Source organism: Rhizobacter sp. P3_C12, from assembly GCF_056402735.1.
This window is the reverse complement of record NZ_JBFUGW010000077.1, coordinates 1-25,076: the sequence shown is the minus strand read 5'-3', so window position 1 is coordinate 25,076 and position 25,076 is coordinate 1. Positions and strand designations below refer to the sequence as shown.

The following is a 25,076-nucleotide window of genomic DNA, read 5'->3' as shown; positions in this document are numbered from 1 at the left end:
GGGCGTGTTTTGCGACCGGCGATTCTGTCACCTGGGTGACAGATGATGATGACGATGACACGCAGTTACTCGGGCCCAGGGAGAACGCCGTGCGCCGGAGTCCTCGGCGCAGTTTTCTGGTAGGCGCGGCGGCTGCGCTGGGCGCGGTCGCGATCGGCGACTGGAGGCCTTCACGCTGGGCTGATCCGTCTTGACCGGCGGGCGGCAACGCCTAGACTGGGCTTTCGTTGCCGACGCAGCGCATCCATCCAACCAGGAGACCACGATGAGCATCTTCAGCAAGATCAAGGACGCGATCTTCGGCAAGAAGGCCGAGGAGCCCTCGGAAACGGTGGCGCAGGCGCCGACCCAGGCCGCACCCGCGGCCGTACCGGCGCCCGTCGCCTTGAGCGAGGTGGATGTGGAGGCGGTGCTGACCAAGCTGGCGGCGGCCTCGTCGCAGAAGCTCAACTGGCGCACCTCGATCGTCGACCTGATGAAGCTGGTCGGCATGGAATCGAGCCTGACCGAGCGGCGTCAACTGGCGAGCGAGCTGGGCTACTCGGGCGACACCAATGACACGGCGACGATGAACATCTGGCTGCACAAGCAGGTGATGAACAAGCTGGCGGAGAACGGGGGGAAGGTGCCGGCGAGTTTGTTGGGGTAGGCAAGGCGAATCAGGCGTCATCAAGCTTGAGGGCGCCGCGATTGGGGTGCGGTCGCAGAATGGCATGGCATACCTTCGATGCCAGCGGAGCAGGGCCCGGGGCGCGTAAAAAATACGAGACACCGTGACCTGCGAGTCGGGCCGTGGCCATCTTGCGGACTCAATGAAAGGAGTTCGCGCCGCGCAAGAAGAGTGCTTGGAGCGTAGCGACGACGCTCCGACCAGCTGAACACGCACCGGGAGAGACCACATGAAAAGCAAAGCGCAAGCACTGGATTTGGTGCGGGCGGCATTTCTGCAGGCTCAGCAAAAGTACGGGCGTGACACCAAAGTGATGACGCTCGCTGTTCTCAACAACCGACTTCTGCAGATCACCGATCGAAGATTTCAGCCGCGCGACTTTGGTGCAAAAGATCTCAAAGCCTTTGTCACGTTTCTAGAGCCGGAGTTGAGGCTGACAGGTGAGCCGCCGCGAGTATCCGTAGAACTCGTCACGCCACTCGAGCATGAAAATTCACAAGTCGACGCTGTACGCGCCGCAACATCCAAGGTTTCGCGCCCGCCGCCCGCCACCGGCGCTGCATCGCTTCCGCTAGCTGGTCGGATTCGAGAGGATCTCTGGCTTTCCATCGTCGACTACGCAAGTGGTCTGACCTATGTATGGGACGAAGGCCTCAGTCGTGCACGGCCATTTGAGCAAGGCGATCAGGAGAGCCGAATGCCCACACTGACACCTGTCGAACTGGCCGAGTGGCGGTTGACGTTCATCGAAACCCACAAGCGCTCTCTGACTGGCATCGCGCTCGTCAACGCTCAACGTTGGCAGGAGCAAGGCCTTTCGACGAACTACCTTCCCGCAGAGTTGCAGCAAGTTTGGAATCGCGAGTTGTCGCTCCGCGTTCGACTGCGGCTTCAGGAATTTTTCTCCCGCATTCGACAAACACTTGTGCCTGCTGAAGACGCCTCCGGCTCCGGGCTGCCAAAAGAGATCGCCGAAGATGAATTAGCCGCAGCCAGAGATCACGGTGATGCTTTCACTATCGGCGAATTGACTGCCCGTCGACTGCCTGAAGCCCCAGCTTCAGCGATTGATGGCTTGCTCGCGAAAGCGACATGTGCTTGGGCCAGCACGCGAGACACAGTGCTGGACGTTGAGTCGCTGGCCGAGTTGGGGGAACGAATGGAGTCCTTCTCCGGGCCGAACTTGGCTAGTGCGTTCATCAATGCCTTGGGCCGCGTCTACGACCTCACCGAAGAGTTGCCAGACTCCGCACGAGACTTCGCATACCGGCTGAAGGAAGACATTGGTGTTGCCTACGGCGTGGAGAAGCGCTCGCCGCTCGACACCTGCCGTGCCGCGCTGGTTAAGTTAGGCGACTCCATCTCCGAGGGGGTTTCCTCTGTGGGGCGTTTTGTGCGGACAACACCGGCGACTGCAAAAGCTGCGTCTATCGAGGTGCTCAAAGTCGCACATCGACTGCAACCACTTGTCGTTCCAGCAGAGCGCCAGTTTCTGCGTGACCTCGAGATCCTGATTGGCCCAGCGTTCCGCAAGTTCTGCGAAGCCTACGAGCGAGAGGACGATGTCGAAGTGATCCGGCGAGCTCCGGAAATGCTTGAGAACGTGAGGATGCAACGCCCCGGTAGCGGCGATTCTCGGAGGCGGAGTCGCGTGTGGCTGTCGCTGGTGCAGCCAGTACTAGATCATGTCGGCTCGTTGGTGGAAGACGCCACGTCGCGCGGAGAGGTGGCGCTCGCGCCGATGCTGGTGCTGCGGAATCACAGTACCAAGGCCGACTTGCGCGCTGTAGGTAGTGAGCTAAACCTTTCGTTCTCCCTTGTGAATCGCGGTAAGGGACATGCCCACGACGTATCCTTGCGACGACTAAGCCCGCATGATGGCGTCCGACTTGCTGTGGCGGAACCCTCCGGGCCATTCGATGTGCCGCCAAACGGCGAGCAACTTATTCGGCTGAGCTTGTCTCTCGACGCTCCTCGAGAAACCTTGGATGTCCCGATCGAGTGGGTTTGCCAGACCAGCGCAGGCAAGCAGGCATCTGTCCCAGATCGACTAGAGGTCTCTCAGCAAGTTACGGAACCAGACTGGCAAGCGCTATTGGCGAGCCCGCCATATAGCCTGAATCCGATCAGGCGGCCCGACCGACTCTACGGTCGCGAGTCGTCGTTGCGCAAACTGCGATTGGCCGCTATGGCAGGGGCATCGACGTTCGTGTGGGGCCAGAAGAGAATTGGTAAGACCTCGCTTCTTCAAGTCTTGGCCGCTGAACTAGGTGCGAAGCAGGACTTTACGTGCGTCCTTCTTCGAATGGGTGAGTTGGTATCTCTGCATGAAGGGCAGATCGCCCATCTGATCGCGGAACGCTTGATTCAGAAGGCAGGCCCAATAGTCAAAGTTCCGAGTGAGGCGGAGTTTGGCGCAGGTCTTAGCAGGCTCATTCCATTCATAGAGGGGCTCGTCTTGGCCAGCAATGGGCATAAGTTCCTAGTGATCATTGACGAGTTCGATGACCTAGACGTGGCCTTCTATACCGGCGAGCGCGGAAAGCAATTCGTCAAGGCACTCCGCTCGATTTCAGAAGTCGGATTGACCTTCTTCTTCGTGGGTAGTGAACGTATGGAGGCAATATACAGCCGTCACCAGTCTGATCTTAATAAATGGACCAACATCCGCCTAGATCGGATTGATCGCCGGGTAGATTGTCAGTCACTTATAACGGAACCAGTTTCTGGAGTTATAGAGTTCTCTCCGGAGGCAATCGACTTCATCACTGACTTCACGGCAGGCAACCCATTTTATATACACAATTTTTGTTATCAAGTATTTGAACGCTGTCTTCAAGAGCATAGGACGTTCATTGACGATAACGACACGCACGCCGTTCGTGAGCAACTGCTGCGCGCATTAGGCCCGACCAATTTTTCTCACCTTTGGGAAGACAATCCGGTGCTCGATGTGCAGGAGAAGCGGCGCGAGAGTGCCGAGAACTGTGTTGCACTGAGTTGTATTTCTATGCTGGGTGGCCGCTATGAAGCTATTGAGGAAATTGAAGAAATTCAGGAATCGCTCCCCATGGCAGTTGAAGATAGAGCGAGTCGAGCGGATCTGCGCCGCGCATGTGAGAGGCTAACTAGACGTGGTGTGCTAGTCCCGCAGAAGAGCGGGGAGGGTTTCGTCGTTGCTTTGCCGATATTTAGAGAGTGGTTGGGCGAGAACGCTGTCGCCAAGCTAGTGCCGCTTTGGACGGAGCATTTGGTAGCTATTCGACGCGATTTGATCGGATCTGCCGATACCTCGCCGTCGTCGGAACCTATGGATTCGGTAGTTTTTCCAATTTCCGAAGATGAATTATTGGCCGTTGCTCAGCGACTGATGTACTGTGGAAAACAGAAGGATGTTGCAGATATACGACTGTGGCTGAGGCAGTTTGGCGACGATAGCCGTATTGAGTTGGCCTTCCTACTCCTGCGGCGAGTCGCCGAAAGGGGATTCATCAATGAAGGAATGAGAGCACTGGGCTTACAGCGCTTAGAAGAAATGGTAAATGCGAGGCGCTTGACGATCGGTGCCGGCATTTGGCAAATCGTGCGCAACCGTCGCGACAACTTGGCGCTGACGTACCTCGATTCTGATCACAAAAGCGGGGCAAGCACCACGCGGGAGTTGCAGAAGAGTCTTAGACCTGGCAAGTGCAGTTCCGCCGCCGAACTAGATGGATGGATGCGCAGTCACGCCGAGTCGGATGCCATGGTCGTGATTGCGGACGACTTTGCTGGGACCGGGCAGACGCTTGTTGACGGGATGGCGAAATTCAAGGCCCGAGTTGGCGGAACGACTTGGCAGCGCTACGTTGATGAGCACCGTATCTCGGTTTATGTCATGTTTGCATTCCCCGAAGCGCTGGAGGCCGCACGGCAATCATTCCCAGGCATCGACGTCGTGGCCGCAACACTGTTAGGCGACGAACTGAGAGCTTGCGATGAATCCTCTGACATATTCGCGGACGACAGTGAACGCCGCTTTACCAAGGAGGTGCTCCAGCAACTTGGCCGCGAATTGAGTCCCTCAGCGCCTCTCGGCCATGGAGACATGGGTGCACTTGTTGTATTTCACAACACAACACCTAACAACACGCTTCCAATTTTCTGGTGCACCGGTGTGGTCGGCGAGCGCCCATGGCGCGCCCTATTCCCGCGAGCCTAGCCTCAGGGGGGGCCGTCGATTTGCCTGGGGTGCCCCTCAACCATCGCCTCGCCACCATGCACCGCCGGATCGAATGCCATGAGCTTCTGCTCGAGCGACATCTTGGGTTTGCTGATCGCACGCCGCACGAGAAGTCCTTCGTGAACAACCTCGACGGTCACCATCTGACCTCGCGAGAACTGTGCGGCTGCGGCGACGGCGGGCGCGATCCGCACGCCAAGGTCGTCCCCCCAAGCCTGCACTTTCTGCGCGTCCTTCACTGCTGTCATGCGAATTCCTTCGGGTAGGTCAGGCGCAAACAGCATCGCCGGCGGGTTGGCCGTCTTTATACGCGATGGTCAGCCGCGCTCCCCGCGCTTCAAATGCGCCTCCACATCCCGCGCCCGATCCCCGACCTTCGCAACGGCCTTCTTCAGCTCATCCGGCGTCACGCCGTACTTCTTCGACCAGTCGCGCAGTTCATAGTCCTGGTTGACGTTGATGCGCTCGCGGTCCTGGCCGCCGGTTTGTTGCTTGCTGTCGGACATGTTGATCTCCGTTGGTGGGCAAGCAGAAAGCTTATGCATCCCACGACGGAGATGCTGTCGGAGAGAGCCGCTTCCGTTGTAGGAACGGTGAACCGATCTACTTGCGCCACCACGGCACGTCGTAGTTCACCTTCTCCTTCGGCACCACCATGATCTGCGGCCTGACGTAGTAGTCGTAGAAGCGCTTGCGCTCGCCGGCGTCGTAGATCGCGAACGCACCGGCCTTCTCCTGCTCTTCCAGGAAGCGCCGCATCGCACCCACCGGCTCCATCGGGTTGGCCTGCTGGAAGATCACCTCGCCGCCGTAGCGCTGGTAGAGCGCCTTGCTGACCTTCCACTGCAGCACCATGCTGCGCGGCAGCTCGCRCAGCATCGCCTTGTCGGCGTCCGACAGCCCGGGCGGGGGCGGTGGAAGCTTCAGCGCCGACTCGAGCTCGGCCACCTCGGCGTCGGTGGCGGTGAGCCGCTCCTGCTCGGCGAAGCGCTGGATCAGCGGCCGCAGGATCTGGCCGTCCAGGCTGCGTCCGGGTTGCGTCGTCTCGTCGCTGTAGATCGTTCGACCCAGCACCTTGGCCAGCGGTGTGCGGGCCAGCGCCAGCGCGGGCACGAGCGAGGTGGCTGTACCCGCGATCAACAGGCGTCTGCGTTGCATGCGGCCCGCCGAAACCATGCTCATGGTGCGCGGACGAACTTGTCCCGCGCGAACGTGGATCGCTTGCCGTCCTTGCCGACCGATTCGAGGTGGCACGACCATGTGCCGGATGCCGGGTCCCAGGCGAACGTGTTGAAGAACGGGCCAGCGGGATACTCGAACCGGAACTCCACGCTGTTGCCGTCGCGCTGGCCCCGGCCAGCCGCCGAGAAATGGCCGCCGAAGTTGTCCATCCAGTGCGCCACGTACTCCTTTGCCGCGTACGAGTAGCCGATATAGACCTCGGCCTCGTAGCGTGGCGGCGAGGCCACGTCCCGCATCTGCAGGCGCAGAAACTGGTGCTGCAGCACCCAGGTGGCGGAGAGCTGGTTCTTCACCTCGGTGCCGCGGATCTGCCGGGTGACCAGCCAGTCGCCTTCGAGCCTCGCGAACAAGTCGTCTTCGAAACGGGATCCGCGGCCATCGGCCTGACTGTACGCAGGTGGAGCCGCCAGCGTTGCACAGGCGGCCGACAGACAGGGAAGGCTGGGCAGGTAGAGCAGGAGGCTGCGACGTTTCATGCGCCGCATTCTCCAACAGCTTCCGGCTGCCGCAGCCGCCTGCGCTACGCCGGTTGCACCTGCCGCGGCGCCCGCGCCTTCATCACGAACGAGATGAACTGCCACAGGATGAACGCCGCGATCAGCCCGAGCAGCGTCGCGCTGATCGGCCGGCTGGCGAACACGTTGAAGCTGCCGCGGCTCAGCAGCATCGCGCGGCGGAAGTTCTCCTCCAGCATCGGCCCGAGAATGAAGCCGAGCATCAGCGGCGCCGCGTCCATGTCGAGCCGCGCGAACAGGTAGCCGCCCAGCCCGAAGGCGGCCGTCACGAAGATGTCGTCGAGGTTGTTGTTGACGCTGTAGGTGCCGATGCAGCAGAAGAACAGGATCGACGGGAACAGCACGCTGTACGGGATCTTGAACACCGACAGCCAGTAGCGCACCAGCGGCACGTTCAGGATCAGCAGGAAACAGTTGCCCACCCACATGCTGGCGACCAGGCCCCAGAACAGGTCCGGGTGGCCGGCGATCATGTTGGGCCCCGGCTGGATGCCCTTGATCACGAAGGCCGCCATCATCAGCGCCATCACCGCGTTCTCCGGAATGCCGATGCTCATCAGCGGGATGAAGCTGGTGCGCGCCGCCGCCTCGTCGGCCGCCGCCTGTCCGGCCACGCCCTCGATGGCGCCGGAGCCGATCTCGTGGCGGTACTTGCTGACCTTCTTGTCGACCGCGTAGGCGGCGAACTGCGCGATCACCGGCCCGCCGCCCGGCAGGATGCCGAGGAACGAGCCGATGACGCTGCCGCGCAGCGCGCTCGGAATGATCCGCTTGAACTCGGCCCAGGTCGGGATCAGGTGGATGGTGCCGTTGAACGGCGAGCGCTCCTCGCGCGAATCGAGGTTCTTCGTGATCTCGGCGATGCCGAAGCAGCCGAGCGCCACGCTGACGAGGCCGACGCCGTCGGCCAGCATCGGCAGGTCCCAGGTGTAGCGCGGCACGCCGCTGTTCACGTCGGTGCCGATCTGGCCGAGCAGCACGCCGATCAGGCACATCGCCATGCCGTTGAGCAGGCTGCCGGTCGTCACGAAACTCACGCAGACGAAGCCCACCAGCATCAGCGCGCAGTAGTCGGCCGGGCCGAACAGGAACGCCACCTCGCCGAGGCTGGGCGCCAGGAAGGTGAGCACGACGATCGCCACCGTGCCGCCGATGAAGCTCGACACGCCCGCGGTGAACAGCGCGAGGCCGGTCTTGCCCTTCAGCGTCATCTGGTAGCCGTCGATGCAGGCCACGATGCTGCTGGCGTGCGGGATCTTCATCGTGATCGCGCTGACGCTGTCGCCGTACTGGGCCCCGTAGTAGATGCCGGCCAGCATGATCAGCGCGCCGGTGGTGGGGATCGAGTACGTGAGCGGCAGCAGCAGGCTGATGGTGGCGAGCGGCCCGAGGCCCGGCAGCAGGCCGACCAGCGTGCCCACCGTGCAGCCGATGGCGCAGAACAGCAGGTTCTGCCACGTCAGCGCGTGGCTGAAACCGAAGGCGAGGTTGTGGAGCAGGTCCATCGTCCGGTGCCTCAGTACAGGTTGAGGCTCAGGCCGAGCAGTTTCTGGAAGGCCAGCGCCACCAGGAACAGGCCGACCGACACCTTCAGGTTGCGCGCGATCGAGTATTTCGCCGAGCCGGCGAAGGCCGACAGGAACACCAGCGCGACGATGCCGGCCGTCATGTTCAGCAGCCGCGAGACCAGCGCGAACGCGCACAGGCTGGCCAGCAGCAGGCCGATGTTGCTGAGCTTGAACTCGAAGCGCTCCGAGGCGACGAAGCGCGAGCGCACGAGGGTGGCCAGCGCGATCAGCAGCAGCAGGCAGCTCATCATCAGCGGGAACATGCCGGCCCCCGCGCGGCTGAGGTCACCGATGGGGTACTGCAACGCGCCGAGTCCGAAGGCCAGCGAGACGGCGGTCAGGGTGAGTCCCCGCGCAAGGTTTCTGTCGATCATGGTGGCTCCGTGAGAGGTGGCCCACTCTAGGCAGTGGGGCCTCCGCGACCGCCATCGGTTTCTACCTACGACAGGTTGACGACAGGTTCGGCTTCAGGGGCGGTGATGAGGTGCTCGGGACTGTGCGGCAGGCTCACGGTGACCGCGAGGCCGGTGCCGTTGACGCCCGGCTGCAGCGTGGCTTCGCCGCCGTGCAGGCGCGCGATGTCGCGCACGATGGCCAGGCCCAGGCCGGTGCCGAGGCCGCCGGCCAGCGCGCCGCGGCGGAAGCGGCCCCAGATGTGCTCCATCTCCTCGGGCAGCACGCCGCGGCCGTCGTCGATCACTTCCAGCACCGCGCGTCCGGCCACGCTGCGCGTGCGCACGGTGATGTCGACGCCGGCGCCTGCATGCTCGATCGCGTTGTGCACCAGGTTGTCGAGCAACTCGCGCAGCAGCAGCGGATCGCCCTCGACGAAGGCCGGCTCGAGATCGAAGCCCAGGTCCTGCTCCATCGCGAGCGTGGGGCGCAGCCAGTCGTTCGCGTACTCGGCCGCCAGCCGGGMCAGGTCGACGCGCGGGAGCGGCGTGCCGTCACCCAGCGCGGCGCTGTCGGTGCGGGCCAGCGTCAGCAGCTGCTGCACCAGGTGCGAACCGCGCTCGGCGGCGGCGTACAGCCGCAGCAGGGTCGGTTTCAGCGAGGGCGGGCAAGTCTGCGCCAGCACCTGGGCCGATTCCACGCGCAAGGTCGAGAGCGGCGTGCGCAACTGGTGCGCGGCGTCCTCGACGAAGGCGCGCTGGGCCGATGCCGCGGTGCGCAGCCGCCCGAACAGCTCGTTCAGGGCCAGCACGAACGGCGCCACCTCGCGCGGCACGGTGGCCGGCTCGATCGGCTCCAGGCGTTGCAGCGAGCGCGCTCCGATCTCGACCGACGCGCGCTGCAGCGGCCGCAGGCCGCGCCGCACCGCCACCACCGCCAGCAGGCCGAGCGACAGCGCCAGCAGCACCGAGGCGGCCAGCGCGGCCAGGGCGACCGCGCGTTCGGCATCCTGGCGCTTGCCGAGCGATTCGGCGACCAGCACCGTGCAGATCTGCGTCGACGAGCCGCAGCGGGCACCGAAGGCGGCCGCGCGCATCGGCCGGCCGTGCAGCGTGTCGTCGAAGAAGCGCCACTCGCCGGCGCGCAGTGCCGGGGCGTGCGCGAGCAGCGCGGCATCGCCACCGAGCGGCCGGCCCTGGGGGTCGCCGACGACGAAGGCCACGTTGTCGACCAGGTCCGCGCGCAGTGCGCGCAAGGTCTGGTTGCTCAGCGGCAGCGTGGCCTGCCCGTCGCGCATCTCGAGGATGTTGGTCAGCGCGACCGCGGTGTCGGTCAGCGCGCGGTCCAGGCCGTCGAGCGCGGGGCGCACGGCGAGCGCATAGACCAGGGCCGCCGCCAGCGGCACGAGCGCCACCAGCGGCAGGATCAGCCACATCAGCAGCGTGCGCTGCAGGCTGTGGGCGGGAGCGGTGCGGGCCGTCATGGTTCATCTCCGGTGTCGAGCAGGTAGCCCAGCCCGCGCACGGTGCGCAGGCGCACGCCGGCGGGYTCGATCTTCGTGCGCAGGCGCGACACCAGCAGGTCCAGCGCGTTGTCCGAGGTGGCACCGCTCCAGCCCGGCACCAGCGCGACCAGCTGCTCGCGCGGCACGACACGGCCGGCCTTCAGCATCAGGTACTGCAGCACGTCGCACTCGCGGCGCGAGAGCTTCACCGCCTCGTCGCCCAGCCAGGCGCGCAACTCGCGCGGGTCGAAGCGCAGCCGGCCGACCGCCAGCACTTCGGCCAGCCGGTTCTCGTGGCGGCGGGCGAGGGCGCGCAGCCGCGCCACCAGCTCGACCGGCGCGAACGGCTTGACGAGGTAGTCGTCGGCGCCGACCTCGAGCCCGTGCACGCGCTCCGCGACGGTGTCGCGCGCCGTCAGCATCAGCACCGGCAGCTTCGAGCCCTGCGCACGCACGCGGCGCAGCGTCTCGATGCCGTCGATGCCGGGCAGGCCGATGTCGAGGATCAGCGCGTCGTAGTCGTCACGCAGCAGCGAGGCCGGCACCGGCTCGCCGCGCGGGCTGGTGTCGACCCGCCAGCCTTGCGCGCCCAGCACGCCGGCGATCGACACGGCGAGGGGCTGGTCGTCCTCGACCAGCAGGATCAGCATGAGGGCGCGGCTCCTGGCGACATGCGAGGGTCAGCGCTGAATCCAGTTGACGACCTTCAGCCCCGGCACCTGTCGGAAGTGCTTCTCGTTGTTCGTCACCACGACAGCTTGCAGCGCCAGCGCATGCGCCGCGATCATTTCGTCGAACTGGCCGATCGGGCGACCGGTCAGGCGCAGGTGGGCACGCAGGGTTCCGTGGCGGTCTGCCGCAAGCTGGTCCCACGGCTCGCAGCGCACGCACGCCAGGAATTCGTCGACCAGCGCCTCGAGACGGCGGGCCGGGGCCGCCAGGGCAACTCCGAAGCGCAGTTCGGAATACGTGACGGCGGAGATGCAGACATCTGCCGGGTCGAGGGCTGCCAATTTGCTGTCAGCGTCGGAGTGCCTCTTGATCACCGCGCTGCAGATGTTCGTGTCCAGCAGATAGAGCATCCATCACTCCTTCCAGTCGGAGAACGGATCGCGCTCCTGTGGTACAGCGGATCGATCGGCAAGGAAGTCATCCGGAACGACAGACGGGTCCTTGTCACGCAGCTCGAAGAAATCTGACCAGCTCTTGGCAGGTCGGCTGGACAAGACCACATCACCGGTCCGGGGGTCGCGTCGGACGTACACCTCCGGCACATCGAAGCGAAACTCCGCCGGCAGTCGAACGGCCTGGCTGCCGCCGTTCATGAAGATCCTGGCCGTCTTCGCCGCATCGCTTCTCATGAGGGTGCCTCCGAAAATATATACACATGTAGATATTAACGGGACGCACCCTGTCGTGCAAGGCGGTGCACTCCATCGGAATGCACCGCTGGCCTCAACCGCGCCGCGCCTTCTCGATCGCCGCGATGTCGATCTTCTTCATCTTCATCATCGCCTCGAAGGCGCGCCCGGCCGCTGCGCTGTCGGGGTCGGTGATGGCGTCGATGAGGGCGCGCGGCGTGATCTGCCACGACAGGCCCCAGCGGTCCTTGCACCAGCCGCACTCGCTTTCCTGGCCGCCGYTGCCGACGACCGCGTTCCACAGGCGATCGGTCTCGGCCTGGTCGTCGGTCGCGATCTGGAACGAGAACGCCTCGCTGTGCTTGAAGATCGGGCCGCCGTTCAGACCGATGCACGGCACCCCGGCCACGGTGAACTCGACCGTCAGGATATTGCCCTGCTTGCCGTCAGGGTAATCGCCCGGCGCGCGGTGCACCGCACCGAGCTTGCTGTCGGGGAACGTCGCTGCATAGAAGGTGGCGGCGTCGAGCGCCGTGCCGTCGTACCAGAGGCAGATGGTGTTCTTGCTGGCCATGTCGCGTCTCCTGCAGGATTGAACGAGGCCGACAGTATGGCCTCTGGGCGCGCCTGCAGGAATCAGACAGTCACGCGTTCAGCAGCTTGCGGCCGGCGATCACGTCGTCGAGCTCCTTCAACAGCGCTGCCTTCATGCCGGCCGATGGATTCCACGGCGTCGCGGCCGCTTCCTGCCCGGCATCGAGCCAGCGCCAGCCGGCGCGGCCGAAGCGGCTCGCGGCGACCTGCAGCCGCAGGCCGTGCGGGATCCTGCCGGCCTCCTGGGCCGCCCGCAGCCGCGACTGCAAGGCCTCGGCCCAATCGAACAAGGCCGCGATCTCCGCGCGGGCCGGCTCGGGGTCGACGTAGGCGCCACCCCAGGGCAGCTGGATGAAGAGCGCGACTGCGCCGGTGACCAGGTAGCAGTGCACCGCCCAGCTGTTGCTGCCGTGGCCGTCGAAGCCGACCAGCGCGTAGTCGTCGGGGCCGGGCCGGCTCTCGACCTCGGCCAGGAAGTGATCGATGTCGTACGGCGACGAGGCCACCGCCCGCGTGGCGAACCAGCCCTTGGCCTGCGGTTTCAGCGCCGCGGCCAGCGCGGCCGGCATCGGCGGAAACGGCAGGCCATCGGCCTCGAACAGCGCCTGGGCGGACTCGGTTGCATTCATGGGAAAGGTCTCACCAGTTGTGGTTGGCATGGTGGCGCTCGCGTCCGATGTAGCTGTTCTCGGCGGTCAGCTGGGCCTGCACGCCGGGCTGCTCCCAATCACCCGGGTGGATGATGTTGCCTTCGGTGCGCAGCTTCGCGATGTGGTCCTTGACGCCCTCATGGCGCGCGATCGCCGCCTGGATCTCGGGCTCGCTCAGCTTGTTGCCCAGCATCGCACGGATGTCGCGCGACGTGAGCGAGTTGATCGAACGGGCCATCTCGGTGTCGACCACCGGCGGCAGGGCGGTGCCGCGGAAGCCGCGGCGCATGCTGTCGTTGTCCACCCACTGGATGCCGGCCGGGTCCGTCAGGTTCTTGCCGAAGCACTGGTCGTTGTCGATGCCCATGACCTTGGCGGTGCCGTACGGCTCGGGCTCGCGCTTGAAGTCGATGAAGTAGTTGTTGGCATGGCGATCGCCTTGCCCGGTGATGTGGTCGAGCAGCTGCAGCTTGGTGACCTCGGCCGCCACGACCCCGCGTGCCAGCGTGCTCGCCCCGATCTCGGCGGCCGGCTTGCCACGGGCCAGTTCCATCACCAGGCCGAGGTCGGGATCGACGGCGCCGCGCCCGGTGTCGATCACCGCCATCCGGGTGCTCGGGACCACGTCGAAGCCGAGCTTCTTCGCGACGCCGACGGTCGCGATGTTGCGCATCGCGATCTGCGGATCGTCCAGCGGGATGCCGGTCGCCGCGGCGACCCAGCCGTTCTCGTTGGTGCTCAGCGGCTTGAAGACACCGTCGAACGCCGTGCCGTCGGGGTTCTTCAGCTTGACCGCGAAGACGGTGTTGAAGGCGCCCGAGCCCAGCTTCTTCGGCTTCTCGAGCACCTGGGCATTCGTGAACGCCGGCAAGGTGTCGCCGGTGACGCTCAGGTTCAGCTGTTTGTAGAGGCGGCCGATGTGCCTGGCGAGCGTCGGCACGTTGGTGGCCTGGCGCTGCTCCTTGCGGAACAGTTTCTGCTGCCCCTGCGGCACCTTCGTCTGGATCGGATACGCGTCGACCTGCTGCCCCAGCGCCGGGCCGGGGCGCTGCGGGAAGCCCTGCGGCGCGGGCTGCTGCCACTGGGCGGCGGGGCGGTCCCATGGATTGGGGAAGGAGGGCGCCGCGGGCATCTGCAGCGGTTGCTGCTGCAGCTCGGGTGGCTTCGGCGGCAGCGGTGGCGGTGGCGACACCGCCGGCCGCGGGTTGCCCCAGGGCTGTGGCATCGGCATGGCCATCGGCGTGGGGTTGGGCCGCGCGGCTTGCAGGTCCCTCGCGGCGCCGAGGACACCCCGGAACGCCGCCAGCCCGACCCGCCCCGCCATGCCACCGGCCACCCTCAAGGCATTGCGGCGCTTCAATGGCGACTCGGGCGTGGGCAGGGTCGGCGACTGCCGGCCCCCGCCGCTGCGCTCCGGCGACAGCGCCCGCCCGATCGAGCCGGTGTCGAGCCGGCTCAGGATCCGGTCGAGGCTCGGACGCTTGCCGATCGTGCTCATCGCACGGCCTCCCGCGCAGGAAGGGGGCGTCGCTTCGCTGGTTCGTTCACTGTCATCATGGGTCGCCTTTCGGGGCTTCCAGGATGTCGCGGCGAGCGCGGTCCGGCCGACGCGACGGCGAAGCGCCGTCGCTGTTCGCGAAGGTCGGCGATCCGGGGCGTCGTCCGTCAGGGCTTGCGCTGCCGGCCGCCGCGCCGGCAGGCCAGCACCGCGGCGATGCCCAGCCCGGCGGCCGCCAGTCCCAGCGTCCAGATCGACCCTGGCGGCTCCGGCTGCGGCACCGGCGCGAGCGTGCCGCCGGTCTGCGCTTCGAGCCACGCCACGAAGCGCGGATCGCCGAGCAGCATGCCGCCGCCGATCGTGCCGAAGCGGAAGTCCACCGGCATGCCCGCGCTGGCGGAGAGCGTCATCGTGTTGATGCCGAGCAGCCAGCGCCGCCCGCCGATCTCGGCATACGCGGGGCCGCCGGAATCGCCCGCGGCCACGCCGGTCTCGATGGCATTGCCGAGGCTCGATTCCCCCAGCGGTCCGTTGCCCCAGGGGCCGTCGAAGTCGTACAGGAAGAAGAGGCTGCGGCGGCCCGAGCCGTCGATGCTCTTGCGCACCGCATCGAGCACATTGCGGCCGACCCGCTTGATGGCGGCCGAGCGTGCGGGGCCGGGGCCGGTGTCGCCGCTGCCGCTGGCGCCGTAGCCGACCAGTGTCAGCACCTGTTGCGCCGGCGGTGTGTCGCGATGGATCGGCAGGATCTCGACGCCCTCGGGCACCGGGCTCGCGAGCGTGATCAGCGACAGGTCGTCGTACGGGAACGCGGCGCCGGGGAAGGGCGTGACGGCGGTCGCGCCGATCTGCACCGGGGTCGCCTGGTGGTTCAGTTGCACGGTGAGGGTGGCGGGCGCCGCGCTGCCCGTCACGTGCGAGGCCGTCAGCACGAAGCGCGGCGCGATGACCACGCCCGAGAAGATGCCGCTCGGCGTCAGCACCGCGACCGCGGAGGTCCACGGCGACGACGGCGTGTTCGCGTCGATGCGCGCGTCGGGCGAGTCGGGCGCGGTCCCGGCCATCAGCGCGCGGGCCGGTGCGGCGAATGCCAGGCCAGGCGCCGCGGTGAGCAGTTGGCGCCGGACGGGATTCATGGTTCGCAGCGCTGCGCCAGTTCGTCCAGCAGGATACCCAGCGCCCGTCGATCGAGGGCCTGCAGCGCCGCGCTGCGTTGAGAGTCGTCGTGCGGCAGCAGCGAGGCCGCGCCCAGGTCGCTGAGCAGCGCGCGATCGTCGCCATCGACCAGCAGGTTGTGCGCGTAGAGATCGCCGTGGGTTAGGCCGCAGGCATGCAGGTGGTTCAGTGCCTCGGTCGCTGCGCGCGCGATCGACCTGGCCCGGGCGGCGGGCAGGCGCAGATCCGCGCCGTACACGTCGCGGCTGCAGCTGGCCATGCTGGGCGGGCTGGCCAGCGGCTTCCACTGCGGGGCGAGCCGCGGCAGCACCAGGCCTGGCGTCCCGTCAGGATGGCCGGCGAGGGCGCCGAGCACGCCGACGAGCTGCGGGTGGCTGCCGGCCATCAGCGTGGCGGCGATCTCGCAAGCGGGCAGGCCATCGCTGGTCACGCTGCCCTTGAAGAGTTTCACCGCGACGTCCTGCGCCGCACCGGCGGCCGGCTGCCACTGCGCGGCATGGATGTGGCCGGAGGCGCCTTCGCCCAGCAGCGCCTGCACCCGCAGTTCGCGCCACGCGATCGGCGGGACGGTCGCCATGGCCTGCGCCGCCTGCTCGCGCGCCGCRCTGAACGGGTTGCCGGCGTGGGCCAGCCAGGCCAGTTGCGGCAGGGCCAGCAGCTCGTCGGGCAATGCATGCTCCATCCGCTCGAAGGCGTTGGCCGACAGGCGCAGCAATTCGAGCCGCTGCAGGCGGCCCATGCCCGGCGGCAGCCGCGTGAGCCGGTTGCCGGCCAGCATCAGCTTCTGCATGCGGCTGCAGTCGCCCAGCGTGGACGGCAGCGCCGCGATGCGGTTGTCGGTCAGGATCATCCAGCGCAGCGTGGGTGCCACCGCCTGCGCCGGCACGTCGGCGATCTGGTTGGCCTTGAAGCCCATCGTGTCGAGCGCGGGCAGGCGGCCCAGCACCGGCGGCAACGCGGTGAAACGGTTGCTGGAGGCGAACAGCGTGTGAAGCCGCGTCAGGCGCGCCAGCCCGTCGGGCAGCGAGCCCAGCGCGTTGCCTGACACGTCGAGCACCTCGAGCGTGTCGGCCAGCGCCAGCACCTCGGCCGGCAGTTCCACGAGACCGCAGCCTCGCAGGTCGAGTCGGGTGCAGCCTTGCAATTCGCCGGCGCGCAGGCGGGCCAGGGTGCGGGCAGCGGTCAGGTCGGGTGGCAGCGTGGGGTCCATCGGTCAGGTCGCGGGCGGCTCGCATTCTCGGTCATCGTCTTGCCGCGAACATGCCATCGCTTGACATGCAGGTATTTGCCTGCCTATCATGGGCTCACGCACCAACACCGCAACGGATGGACGCAGACAAGGTATTCAAGGCACTGGGCGACCCGACCCGCAGAAAGCTGCTCGACCTGCTGTGCGAGCACAACGGCCAGACGCTGGGCGAGCTGTGCGAGCACCTCGACATGGCGCGGCAGTCGGTCACGCAGCACATCGGGCTGCTGGAGGCGGCCAACCTGGTGAGCACGGTCTGGCGGGGCCGGGAGAAGCTGCATTTCATCAACCCGGTGCCGCTGCACGAGGTCTACGAGMGGTGGGTGCGCAAGTTCGAACGTCAGCGGCTGAGCCTGCTGCACGACCTGAAGAAGGAACTCGAAGGAGAGTGACGATGAGCAAAGAGAAAACCAGTTTCGTCTACGTGACCTACATCCGCTCGACGCCGGAGAAGGTGTTCGAGGCGATCACGAAACCGGAGATCGCGCGGCGCTACTGGGGCCACGAGAACGTGTCCGACTGGCAGCCCGGATCGGACTGGCAGCACATTCGCGCCGACGAGCAGCGCACGCTGCAGCTGGTGGGCAAGGTGGTCGAGGTGGTGCCGCCGACGCGCCTGGTCATCACCTGGGCGAACGCGTCGCAGGCCGCCGATCCGAGCGCCCACAGCCGCGTGAGTTTCGACATCGCACCCTACGACGAGATGGTGCGGCTGACCGTCACGCATGACGAACTCGAGGCCGGCAGCGGCATGGCCAAGGGCATCCAGCAAGGCTGGCCGATCGTGCTGTCGAGCCTGAAGTCGCTGCTCGAGACGGGGCAGGGCATCGATGTCTTCGCCAAGCCCAAGGCGGCGTGAAGCCATGACGACACCCTACACCGGCGGATGCGCGTGCGGCGCGATCCGCTACGCCACACCGCACCAACCCATCTTCCAGAACCACTGCCAGTGCCGTGATTGCCAGCGGCGCAGCGGCACCGGCCACGGCTCCTGGCTGACCTTTGCCGCACAGGCCGAGATGACGATCACCGGCGAGGCGACGCACTGGGAGGTTGCCGGCGACAGCGGCAACGTGAAGGTGCACGCCTTCTGCCCGGTCTGCGGAACGCCGGTGTTCCTGCGCTTCGCCGCGATGCCGGACCTGATCGCGGTGCCGGCGGGCAGCCTGGACGAGCCGGCGCGCTTCGAGCCCCAGGTGCTCACCTACCGCGTGCGGGGGCTGGCGTGGGATGGCGTCGACCCGGCGCTGCAGGCGTTCGAGCGAATGCCGGTTGGAGCGGGGTGAGACGGGGGCATGCCTTGCGAGGGTCGCTACGCCGCGCAGTGAGCGCGGGGCACCAGGGCATGCTTCTTCACCAGCTTGCTCAGGGTGGCGCGTTGCATCTTGCACATGCGCGCCGCTTCGCTGATGTTGCCGTGGCCAATGGCGAGGGCCTCCGTCACGAACTGCCGCTCGACATTCGCCACCGCCGCGCGCTTGGCTTCTTGCAGCGAGGTACAGCCTCGGGCGCCTGCGCCTTGCGACACGGCAACCCGCAGTGCGGGTGAACTGGCCAGAAGTGTTTCGACATCGATGCAGTCGGCCGTGGAGTTCAAATGGGCGCGCACCAAGGTGTGTTCGAGCTCGCGAACGTTGCCGGGCCAGCTGAAGGACCGCAGCAGCGCCAGCGCCTCGTCGCTGATCTCCTTGGGCAGCCCGGTGGTGGCGAGCGCCGCATTGCGCAACAGGTGAGGCACCAGCAGGTCCAGGTCTTCCGACCGGTCGCGCAGCGGCGGCAGGGTCACCCTCAGCACGTCCAGGCGGAAGAACAGGTCGGCCCGGAATTCGCCGCGCCGCGACAGGCCGAACAGGTCGACGTTGCATGCCGCAACGATGCGCACGTCGGCCTGCTGCGACTGGTCTTCGCCGACCGAGCGGAACGATGCGTCCTGCAGGAAGCGCAACAGCACGACCTGGCCATGCAGGGACAGCGCCTCGATCTCGTCGAGGAACAAGGTGCCGCCCTGCGCCTCTCGCACCAGCCCCCGGCGCGTGCGCCCGGCGTCCGTGAAGGCGCCCCGTGCGTGGCCGAACAACTCGCTTTCGACCAGCGAGTCCGGCAGGGCTCCGCAATTGACGGGAATGAAGGCGCGGTCGCGCCGCGGACCCAGGTAGTGGATGGCGCGCGCCACCAGGTCCTTGCCGGTTCCGGTCTCGCCGACGACCAGCACCGGCGCGGCACAGTCGGCGTAGCGGGTCGCGAGATCGATGGCCTCTCGCAAGCCCGGCGATGTGCCGACGAGCATTGATTCGAGCTTCGTGTGCGTGACCAATTTGTGAGCACTCATCGTGGATGCCTCCCCGGCAATTCATCGATCGGCGCTCAGTTTACGAAAGGCATGCGCTGCCCACCTCCCCTAGGTTGACGACTGCGTTCGCCAGATAAGCGCGCCCTCCATCGAAGTCGCCGTGCGGGTCTGGCACAGCCGTGTCGCACCCGACACGCTGCGCGGCGAGCGCGCCGTGCAAGAGCCTGGATGCGAGCGCCGCATCACCAGGAGACCGTGTCGCGCCTGCCTCGGGCAGCGTCGCATGGCCTGCACTTCTTCCAATCGAATCAACGACTTGCAGAACGCCACGTGCTGGCACGTTTTGCGCAATGCCATCGTCGCAATGTCCTACTCACCATCGAATGCCGATGTGGCCGAAATGATCCTGCGCTATGTGACCGCGCATCCCGCTGCGTGCGACTCGCTCGAAGGCATCTGTGAATGGTGGATCGTGCGGCAGCAGCGCGACGACCTGCGGCTCGCGGCCGCCGCGGCGCTGGTGCACCTCGTGGCCAATGGCGACCTCGAGGCCAGCACCGGTGTCGACGGCCACACGCTCTACCGCGGCGTGTCCGCCGCGCGGCACTGAACCCGGACGACGCAGCAGGATGAACACCGCCACCCCCGCCAGGCCGCCGGACTTCCAGACGGAAGGGCTGTGGAGCGCACTCGGTCGTCTCGACCGCATGCTGGAGCGCGCCGCGAACGCCGCCGATGCCGCTGCCGGCAACACCGCGACGGGCCCACAACCCGAACCCTATCGCGGCCTCTACGTGACCTCGGAGGACGTGCAGCGGCTCGTCCGGCGTGGACCCGGCGAACCGCTGCTTGCCGGCGCCGCCGATGCAGGCGCCCCGTCGCCGATGCCCGAGAGCTCGCGCTTCCCGTGGCTGCAGCAGGCCTTCGGCCTCGACACGGTCGACCTCGACATCCTGCTCATCGCGCTCGCGCCCGAAGTGGACCTGCGCTACGAGCGCCTGTTCGCCTACCTGCAGGACGACGTGACGCGGCGCCGCCCCACGGTCGACCTGGTGCTCAACCTGCTGTGTGCCTCGCGCGACGCGAAGATCCTCGCGCGCGGCCGCTTCGGCCCCGATGCGCCACTGCTGCGCCAGCGCCTGGTGCACCTGGCCGCCGACGGTTCCGGTGCGAACCCGCCGCTGCTGTCGCATGCCATCAAGATCGAGGAACCGGTGCTGCGCTTCCTGCTCGGCCAGCCGTGGCTGGATGGGCGCCTGCGCGGCATCGCGCAGTTCACGGCACGGCCCGGTGCCGCGGAGGGCACGCGCGCCGAGGCACTCGGCACGCTGATGGCCAAGGCGATGGTGTCCGGCAGCGGCTCGCATTTCCACCTCGAGGGCGCGGTCGATGCCGGGCAGGAAGCGGCGGCGGGCAGCCTCGCGGCCAGGCTGGGACAGTCGCTCATCGTGGCCGACCTCGCGAAGGCGGCGGATCCCGCGGGCGAGTTCGCGGCCGTGCTGGAGCTGCTGCTGCGCGAGGCGCAGCTGCTGTCGGCGCTCCTGTACCTGAAAGGCTTCGATGCGCTGTCGGCTGCGGAGCGCGACACGCTGGCGCAAGCGATCGAGTCGCTCGCGCCGGCGTCGGGCCGGGCGCTCGTGATGTCGGGCGCGCGGCCGTGCGGCCCGCGCTTTCGCAGCATGGCGACACTGCCCGTGGCCGAACCTGATTTCCACGAACGCCGCACCGCCTGGGCCGCCGAGCTGCGCGAGCAGCGCATCGACCTCGATGCCCGCGGCCTCGACGAACTGGCCGCGCGCTACCGGCTCGACGAGGCGCAGATCGCGTCCGCCGCCGCGCACGCCCGGCTTCAATCGACCCTGGCCCAGGGGTCGCCCGATGCAGCGTTGCTCGCCGAGGCGGCCCGCCTGCAGATGGCGCGCGATCCCGGCACGCTGGCACGCAAGCTGGTGCCGCTGCACGTCTGGCGCGACCTGGTGCTGCCGACGGATTCGCTCGCGCAGCTGAAGGAGATCTGCCGGCAAGCGCGCTTTCGCCACGTCGTCTTCGACGAATGGGGATTCGACCGCAAGCTGTCGCTCGGCAAGGGCCTGAGCGCGCTCTTCAGCGGCCCGCCCGGCACCGGCAAGACCATGGCGGTCGAGGTGATCGCGAACGACCTCGGGCTCGACCTGTTCAAGATCGACCTGTCGCAGGTCGTCAGCAAGTACATCGGCGAAACCGAGAAGAGCATCGACCGGCTGTTCGCGCAGGCGCGGGCGGGCAACGCCATCCTCTTCTTCGACGAGTGCGATGCGCTCTTCGGCAAGCGGACCACGGTGCAGGATGCGCACGACCGCTACGCCAACATCGAGGTCGCCTACCTGCTGCAGAAGCTCGACGAGCACGAGGGCCTGAGCATCCTCGCGACCAACCTGCGGCAGAACCTCGACGTCGCGTTCACGCGGCGACTCGGCTTCATCGTCGACTTCCCGTTCCCCGACGAAGCGAGCCGGCGCCGGCTGTGGGAATCGATCTGGCCGCCGAAGCTGCCGCGCAGCAAGGACCTCGATCTCGCCTTCATGGCCACGCAGTTCAAGGTGCCGGGCGGCGCGGTGAAGAACATCGCCGTGGCCGCGGCCTTCCTGGCGGCGCAGCAGGGCGGCGAGCTGAAGACCGAGCACCTGCTGTGGGCCGCGCGGCGCGAGATCGAGAAGTCGGGGCGGCGCGTCGCGGGCAGCGAGTTCGGCCCCTATGCCGAGCGCGTGGCCGCGCTGGCACCGCAGGCCGAAGGAGACCTTCATGCTGCATGAAGTCACCGAAAGCCTGGAGGCCTTCTTCAAGCAGCCGGGGCTCACGCCGCCGCTGCGCGATGCGGCCATCCGCTTCGACCGGCCGACCGATCCGTATGCGCTCGACCAGACCACGGTCAACCTGTTCCTGTTCGAGGTGCGCGAGAACCTGGAGCTGCGTTCCAACGAAGGCGTGACGCGTCGCGTCGGTGGCCAGTCGCTGGTCGAGCCGCCGGCCTGGCGCGCCAACTGCCTGTACCTCGTCACGGCCTGGCCGGTTGGCGGCACCGACCTGCCCAAGCAGGAGCATCAGCTGCTCGGGCAGGTGCTGCAACTGATCGCCGGCTCGCCGGAGATCCCACCGGCCTTCCTCACGCCCGCCCTGCAGTTGCAGGAGCCGCCGCTGCCCATGCTGATGGTGCAGCCCGATGGCGTGCGCAACCCGGCGGAGTTCTGGGCCGCGATCGGCAACCGCATCAAGGCCTCGCTGCTGCTGTCGGTCACCGTGTCGCTGAAGGTCTTCGACACCGCGACCTACCCGAGCGTCATCACCAGCGAGATCCGCCTCGAGTCGCTACCCGATGGCGCGCCGCTCGATGCACCGTTCTTCCGCATCGGCGGCGTGGTGCTGGACAACGCCTCGCAGCCGGTGGCGAACGCCGGCGTGCGCCTGGTCGAGCGCGGGCGCAGCACGCTCACCGATGGCGAAGGAAAGTTCTCGCTGTCGGCCATCCCGGCCGGCAGCTTCACCTTGCGCGTGACGGCAGGCGCCATCACGCAAGACCGGGCCATCGTCGTCCCGGCACCCGCGGTCGCGGGCTACGACGTCCAGTTGACCTGACCGAGAGAGGGCAAGGATGGCAAACTATTTCGCACCCGGCGTCTACGTCGAAGAGATTCCTCCCGTGGCCCGGCCGATCGCGGGCGTGGGCACCAGCACGGCCGCCTTCATCGGCGAGGCCGACCGGCTGGCCGCCGCCGATGTCGGCAAACCGAAGAAGTTCACCAACTGGAGCGAGTTCGCGGCTTTCATCGTCGGCACCGGTGCCACGCCGGCGACACCGGTCTACACCACGGTCAACCGCACGCTCGCGCTGGCGGTGTTCGGCTTCTTCGCCAACGGCGGCACCACCTGCTACGTGGTCCCGGTCGCCGCCGGCGGCATGGGCAACCTGCAGGCGCCGCTCGACACGCTCAAGCCCATCGACGACATCGCCATCGTCGCCGCGCCCGGCGCGCAGGGCACCGCAGTCAAGGTCCAGCTGATGGACCACTGCTTCGAGATGCAGGACCGTACGGCCGTGCTCGACGGTGAACGCGCGCCGGCCTCCGACAGCACGCCCGACGACATCTACGGCGGCCCGATGCCCGGCGGCGGCTCGAGCACGCCGGACAAGTTCAGCTTCGGCGCGATCTACTTTCCGTGGGTCAAGGTCTTCAACCCGCTGTTCACCGGCAGCGGCCCGGAACTCGAGCTGATCGACCAGCCGCCCAGCGGCCACGTGGCCGGCATCTGGGCCCGCGTGGACGCGACCCGCGGCGTGTTCAAGGCGCCCGCCAACGAAGGCGTGATCGGCATCGTCGACCTCGAGCGGCCGATGGGCAAGGACAAGCAGATCAGCCTCAACCCACCCGGCATCAACGTGATCCGGCCGTTCGGCGGCTCGCCGATGGTGTACGGCGCGCGCACGCTGGGCGGCGACCGCAACGGCGAGTACCGCTACCTCAACGTGCGGCGCTTCATGAACTTCCTGAAGGAGTCGATCGACGAGGGCACGCAGTTCGTGGTCTTCGAGCCCAACACGCCGGCGCTGTGGCAGCGAATCATCCGCTCGGTGGGCGACTTCCTCTACAACCAGTGGCGCGACGGCGCGCTCTTCGGCGTCACGCCGAAGGAAGCCTTCTTCGTCAAGTGCGACCTCGAGACCAACCCGGCCAGCGAGCGCGAGGCCGGGCGCGTCATCACCGAGATCGGCGTGGCTGTCGTCAAGCCGGCCGAATTCGTCATCTTCCGCATCCAGCAGAACACCGGCGCCTGAGGAGTCCAGCCATGGCCAGAAAAGATCCCTATCGCAATTTCCGCTTCCTGGTCGAGATCGACGGCATCGTGCAGGCCGGCTTCTCGGAATGCAGCGGTTTCGGCTCCAACATCGAGGTGGTCGAGTACCGCGAAGGCGGCGAGGCCGCCACGGTGCGCAAGCTGCCCGGCAAGGTCTCGTACCCGGACATCACGCTCAAGTGGGGCGTGACCGATTCGCGCGAGCTCTACGACTGGCACCTGGCCGCCGTGAACGGCACGATCGACCGGCGCAACGGCTCGATCATCCTGCAGGACGATGCGGGCCAGGAGAAGCTGCGCTGGAACTTCTTCAGCGCCTGGCCGAGCAAGTACGACGGGCCGGATTTCAACGGCAAGGGCAACGACGTGTCGCTCGATGCGATGACCGTCAGCTGCGAGCGCGTCGAGCGCGCCTGAGGCGAGGTACCGCATGATGTTCCAGACCGAATACGAGTTCACGCTGCCGCTGGGTTACGTGGATGCCGACGGCGACCTGCACCGCGACGGCGTGATGCGCCTGGCCACCGCGGCCGACGAGATCCTGCCGCTGAAGGATCCGCGCGTGCAGGGCAACGAGGCCTACCTCACCATCATCCTGCTGTCGCGCGTGCTGTCGCGGCTGGGCTCGGTGGCGCAGGTCACGCCCAAGGTGGTCGAGGGGCTCTACGCGGCCGACCTGGCCTACCTGCAGGAGTTCTACAACCGCATCAACCGCAGCGGGCGGGCCACGATCGAGGCGGCCTGCCCGAAGTGCGCGCACGAGTTTGCATTGGAGATGAGCAGCCCGGGGGGATCGTAGGCTACCCCCTGCCCGCGCTGTACAGGGAGGTAGCCTTCATCGCCTATCACTTTCACTGGTCGCACGAGGACGTGCTGCTGCTCGAACACAAGGAGCGCCAGCGCTGGATGGAAGAGATCTCCGCGATCAACGAAAGAGCCAACAGCGAAGCCGTTCAGTGACTGGAGACGACGTGAACCGATGGCAAGCATGGGCAAGGCGCCTGCGCGAGCGGCACGGCCGCATCGACGCATGGCGTGCGCAGGGCGCGATGGTGCTGCTGCGCGGCGTCGGGGCGCCAGCGCCCGGCGTGCGCGCGCAGCTGAACACGATCGTCCACCTGCACACGCGCCTGGCGGTCTCGCCGCGCTTCATGCTGAGCCTGCAGCCCGCGCCGGCGGCACCGATGCTGCTTCGGCAGGCGGCGCCGGCCAGCGCGGTGTACCCCGCGGCCGGGTCGCCATCCGTGGCCGGCATGGCATTGCAGCTGCCGGCTCGACCGGCCGCCTCGCTGTTGCCGCGCACGGCCGCCGCAC

General features: G+C 67.0%; 30 protein-coding genes. 14 read left to right on the top strand and 16 right to left on the bottom strand.

Annotated elements, in window-relative coordinates; translation table 11 throughout:
* From AC1DXV_RS14365 to AC1DXV_RS14355, 3 genes are all read left to right on the top strand, one after another.
* The coding region (locus tag AC1DXV_RS14365; RefSeq protein ID WP_477934139.1) for a twin-arginine translocation signal domain-containing protein at nt 1–194 on the top strand (194 nt) is incomplete at its 5' end.
* A gap of 71 nt (nt 195–265) precedes the next feature.
* A complete protein-coding gene (locus AC1DXV_RS14360; RefSeq protein ID WP_477868785.1) occupies nt 266–649 on the top strand; it encodes a DUF3597 domain-containing protein in 384 nt (127 codons plus the stop codon).
* Between the two features lie 250 nt (nt 650–899).
* Nucleotides 900–4,871: a phosphoribosyltransferase-like protein gene (locus AC1DXV_RS14355; protein WP_477934137.1), complete on the top strand. Its 3,972-nt coding sequence runs from the start codon at nt 900–902 to the stop codon at nt 4,869–4,871.
* A 2-nt stretch (nt 4,872–4,873) separates the two neighbouring features.
* Here the strand turns inward: AC1DXV_RS14355 and AC1DXV_RS14350 are convergent, their stop codons facing one another.
* The 15 genes from AC1DXV_RS14350 to AC1DXV_RS14280 all read right to left on the bottom strand — a co-directional run bounded on the left by AC1DXV_RS14350 (nt 4,874) and on the right by AC1DXV_RS14280 (nt 16,603).
* Entirely contained in the window at nt 4,874–5,140 is a 267-nt protein-coding gene (locus AC1DXV_RS14350) for an AbrB/MazE/SpoVT family DNA-binding domain-containing protein (protein WP_477868779.1), read from the bottom strand.
* A gap of 69 nt (nt 5,141–5,209) precedes the next feature.
* On the bottom strand, nt 5,210–5,398 hold the full coding sequence (locus AC1DXV_RS14345; protein WP_477868777.1) for a DUF3606 domain-containing protein: 189 nt from the start codon (nt 5,396–5,398) through the stop codon (nt 5,210–5,212).
* Nucleotides 5,399–5,495: 97 nt separating this feature from the next.
* A complete protein-coding gene (locus AC1DXV_RS14340; protein ID WP_477934135.1) occupies nt 5,496–6,050 on the bottom strand; it encodes a hypothetical protein in 555 nt (184 codons plus the stop codon).
* Between the two features lie 20 nt (nt 6,051–6,070).
* The gene (locus AC1DXV_RS14335; RefSeq protein ID WP_477868773.1) at nt 6,071–6,610 is read right to left on the bottom strand and encodes a hypothetical protein; all 540 of its coding nucleotides are present in this window, start codon (nt 6,608–6,610) and stop codon (nt 6,071–6,073) included.
* Nucleotides 6,611–6,654: 44 nt separating this feature from the next.
* On the bottom strand, nt 6,655–8,154 hold the full coding sequence (locus tag AC1DXV_RS14330) for a tripartite tricarboxylate transporter permease (protein WP_477868771.1): 1,500 nt from the start codon (nt 8,152–8,154) through the stop codon (nt 6,655–6,657).
* Between the two features lie 11 nt (nt 8,155–8,165).
* Nucleotides 8,166–8,591: a tripartite tricarboxylate transporter TctB family protein gene (locus AC1DXV_RS14325; protein ID WP_477868769.1), complete on the bottom strand. Its 426-nt coding sequence runs from the start codon at nt 8,589–8,591 to the stop codon at nt 8,166–8,168.
* A 65-nt stretch (nt 8,592–8,656) separates the two neighbouring features.
* Complete coding sequence (locus AC1DXV_RS14320) at nt 8,657–10,093, bottom strand: sensor histidine kinase (protein ID WP_477934133.1); 1,437 nt, start codon at nt 10,091–10,093, stop codon at nt 8,657–8,659.
* A complete protein-coding gene (locus AC1DXV_RS14315; RefSeq protein ID WP_477934131.1) occupies nt 10,090–10,764 on the bottom strand; it encodes a response regulator transcription factor in 675 nt (224 codons plus the stop codon). The genes AC1DXV_RS14320 and AC1DXV_RS14315 overlap by 4 nt, the downstream gene beginning before the upstream one ends.
* A 30-nt stretch (nt 10,765–10,794) precedes the next feature.
* Nucleotides 10,795–11,196 (bottom strand): type II toxin-antitoxin system VapC family toxin, encoded by a 402-nt coding sequence (locus AC1DXV_RS14310; RefSeq protein WP_477872328.1) that lies wholly within the window; start codon nt 11,194–11,196, stop codon nt 10,795–10,797.
* Between the two features lie 3 nt (nt 11,197–11,199).
* Nucleotides 11,200–11,475, bottom strand: a complete 276-nt coding sequence (locus AC1DXV_RS14305; RefSeq protein WP_477872330.1) for an antitoxin — start codon at nt 11,473–11,475, stop codon at nt 11,200–11,202.
* Between the two features lie 94 nt (nt 11,476–11,569).
* Nucleotides 11,570–12,049 (bottom strand): VOC family protein, encoded by a 480-nt coding sequence (locus AC1DXV_RS14300; protein WP_477934129.1) that lies wholly within the window; start codon nt 12,047–12,049, stop codon nt 11,570–11,572.
* A 70-nt stretch (nt 12,050–12,119) separates the two neighbouring features.
* Nucleotides 12,120–12,698 carry a hypothetical protein gene (locus AC1DXV_RS14295; protein WP_477872334.1) on the bottom strand — a complete coding sequence of 193 codons (579 nt, stop codon included), beginning with the start codon at nt 12,696–12,698 and terminating at the stop codon, nt 12,120–12,122.
* Between the two features lie 10 nt (nt 12,699–12,708).
* Nucleotides 12,709–14,217 carry a protein kinase family protein gene (locus AC1DXV_RS14290; protein ID WP_477934127.1) on the bottom strand — a complete coding sequence of 503 codons (1,509 nt, stop codon included), beginning with the start codon at nt 14,215–14,217 and terminating at the stop codon, nt 12,709–12,711.
* Nucleotides 14,218–14,384: 167 nt separating this feature from the next.
* Nucleotides 14,385–15,353: a trypsin-like serine protease gene (locus tag AC1DXV_RS14285; protein ID WP_477934125.1), complete on the bottom strand. Its 969-nt coding sequence runs from the start codon at nt 15,351–15,353 to the stop codon at nt 14,385–14,387.
* Complete coding sequence (locus AC1DXV_RS14280) at nt 15,350–16,603, bottom strand: leucine-rich repeat-containing protein kinase family protein (RefSeq protein WP_477870914.1); 1,254 nt, start codon at nt 16,601–16,603, stop codon at nt 15,350–15,352. Before AC1DXV_RS14280 ends, AC1DXV_RS14285 begins: the two co-directional genes overlap by 4 nt.
* Before the next feature lie 116 nt (nt 16,604–16,719).
* Here AC1DXV_RS14280 and AC1DXV_RS14275 point away from each other — a divergent pair, with 116 nt between their 5' ends.
* From AC1DXV_RS14275 to AC1DXV_RS14265, 3 genes are read left to right on the top strand one after another with little or no spacing between them, the layout of a single operon-like run.
* Nucleotides 16,720–17,034, top strand: a complete 315-nt coding sequence (locus AC1DXV_RS14275; protein WP_073466123.1) for an ArsR/SmtB family transcription factor — start codon at nt 16,720–16,722, stop codon at nt 17,032–17,034.
* A 2-nt stretch (nt 17,035–17,036) separates the two neighbouring features.
* Nucleotides 17,037–17,501, top strand: coding sequence for an SRPBCC family protein (locus AC1DXV_RS14270; RefSeq protein ID WP_477870911.1), 465 nt, complete (start codon nt 17,037–17,039; stop codon nt 17,499–17,501).
* A 4-nt stretch (nt 17,502–17,505) separates the two neighbouring features.
* Complete coding sequence (locus AC1DXV_RS14265; RefSeq protein WP_477934123.1) at nt 17,506–17,928, top strand: GFA family protein; 423 nt, start codon at nt 17,506–17,508, stop codon at nt 17,926–17,928.
* A 26-nt stretch (nt 17,929–17,954) separates the two neighbouring features.
* Here AC1DXV_RS14265 and AC1DXV_RS14260 read toward each other — a convergent pair whose 3' ends face one another.
* On the bottom strand, nt 17,955–18,929 hold the full coding sequence (locus tag AC1DXV_RS14260; RefSeq protein WP_477934121.1) for a sigma 54-interacting transcriptional regulator: 975 nt from the start codon (nt 18,927–18,929) through the stop codon (nt 17,955–17,957).
* 286 nt (nt 18,930–19,215) lie between these two features.
* Here AC1DXV_RS14260 and AC1DXV_RS14255 point away from each other — a divergent pair, with 286 nt between their 5' ends.
* The 8 genes from AC1DXV_RS14255 to AC1DXV_RS14220 form a co-directional block, all read left to right on the top strand.
* Nucleotides 19,216–19,542: a hypothetical protein gene (locus AC1DXV_RS14255; RefSeq protein WP_477934119.1), complete on the top strand. Its 327-nt coding sequence runs from the start codon at nt 19,216–19,218 to the stop codon at nt 19,540–19,542.
* Between the two features lie 19 nt (nt 19,543–19,561).
* A complete protein-coding gene (locus tag AC1DXV_RS14250; protein ID WP_477870478.1) occupies nt 19,562–21,724 on the top strand; it encodes an ATP-binding protein in 2,163 nt (720 codons plus the stop codon).
* A complete protein-coding gene (locus tag AC1DXV_RS14245; protein ID WP_477934117.1) occupies nt 21,714–22,544 on the top strand; it encodes a Pvc16 family protein in 831 nt (276 codons plus the stop codon). The genes AC1DXV_RS14250 and AC1DXV_RS14245 overlap by 11 nt, the downstream gene beginning before the upstream one ends.
* Nucleotides 22,545–22,560: 16 nt before the next feature.
* Nucleotides 22,561–23,742: a phage tail sheath family protein gene (locus tag AC1DXV_RS14240; protein WP_477872948.1), complete on the top strand. Its 1,182-nt coding sequence runs from the start codon at nt 22,561–22,563 to the stop codon at nt 23,740–23,742.
* A gap of 11 nt (nt 23,743–23,753) precedes the next feature.
* Nucleotides 23,754–24,179, top strand: a complete 426-nt coding sequence (locus AC1DXV_RS14235; protein ID WP_477872946.1) for a phage tail protein — start codon at nt 23,754–23,756, stop codon at nt 24,177–24,179.
* 13 nt (nt 24,180–24,192) lie between these two features.
* Nucleotides 24,193–24,561, top strand: a complete 369-nt coding sequence (locus AC1DXV_RS14230) for a phage tail assembly protein (protein WP_477872944.1) — start codon at nt 24,193–24,195, stop codon at nt 24,559–24,561.
* On the top strand, nt 24,513–24,722 hold the full coding sequence (locus AC1DXV_RS14225; protein ID WP_477872943.1) for a DUF6760 family protein: 210 nt from the start codon (nt 24,513–24,515) through the stop codon (nt 24,720–24,722). Before AC1DXV_RS14230 ends, AC1DXV_RS14225 begins: the two co-directional genes overlap by 49 nt.
* Nucleotides 24,723–24,733: 11 nt before the next feature.
* Nucleotides 24,734–25,076 (top strand): hypothetical protein (locus AC1DXV_RS14220; protein ID WP_477934115.1); only part of this gene is annotated, 343 nt, incomplete at its 3' end.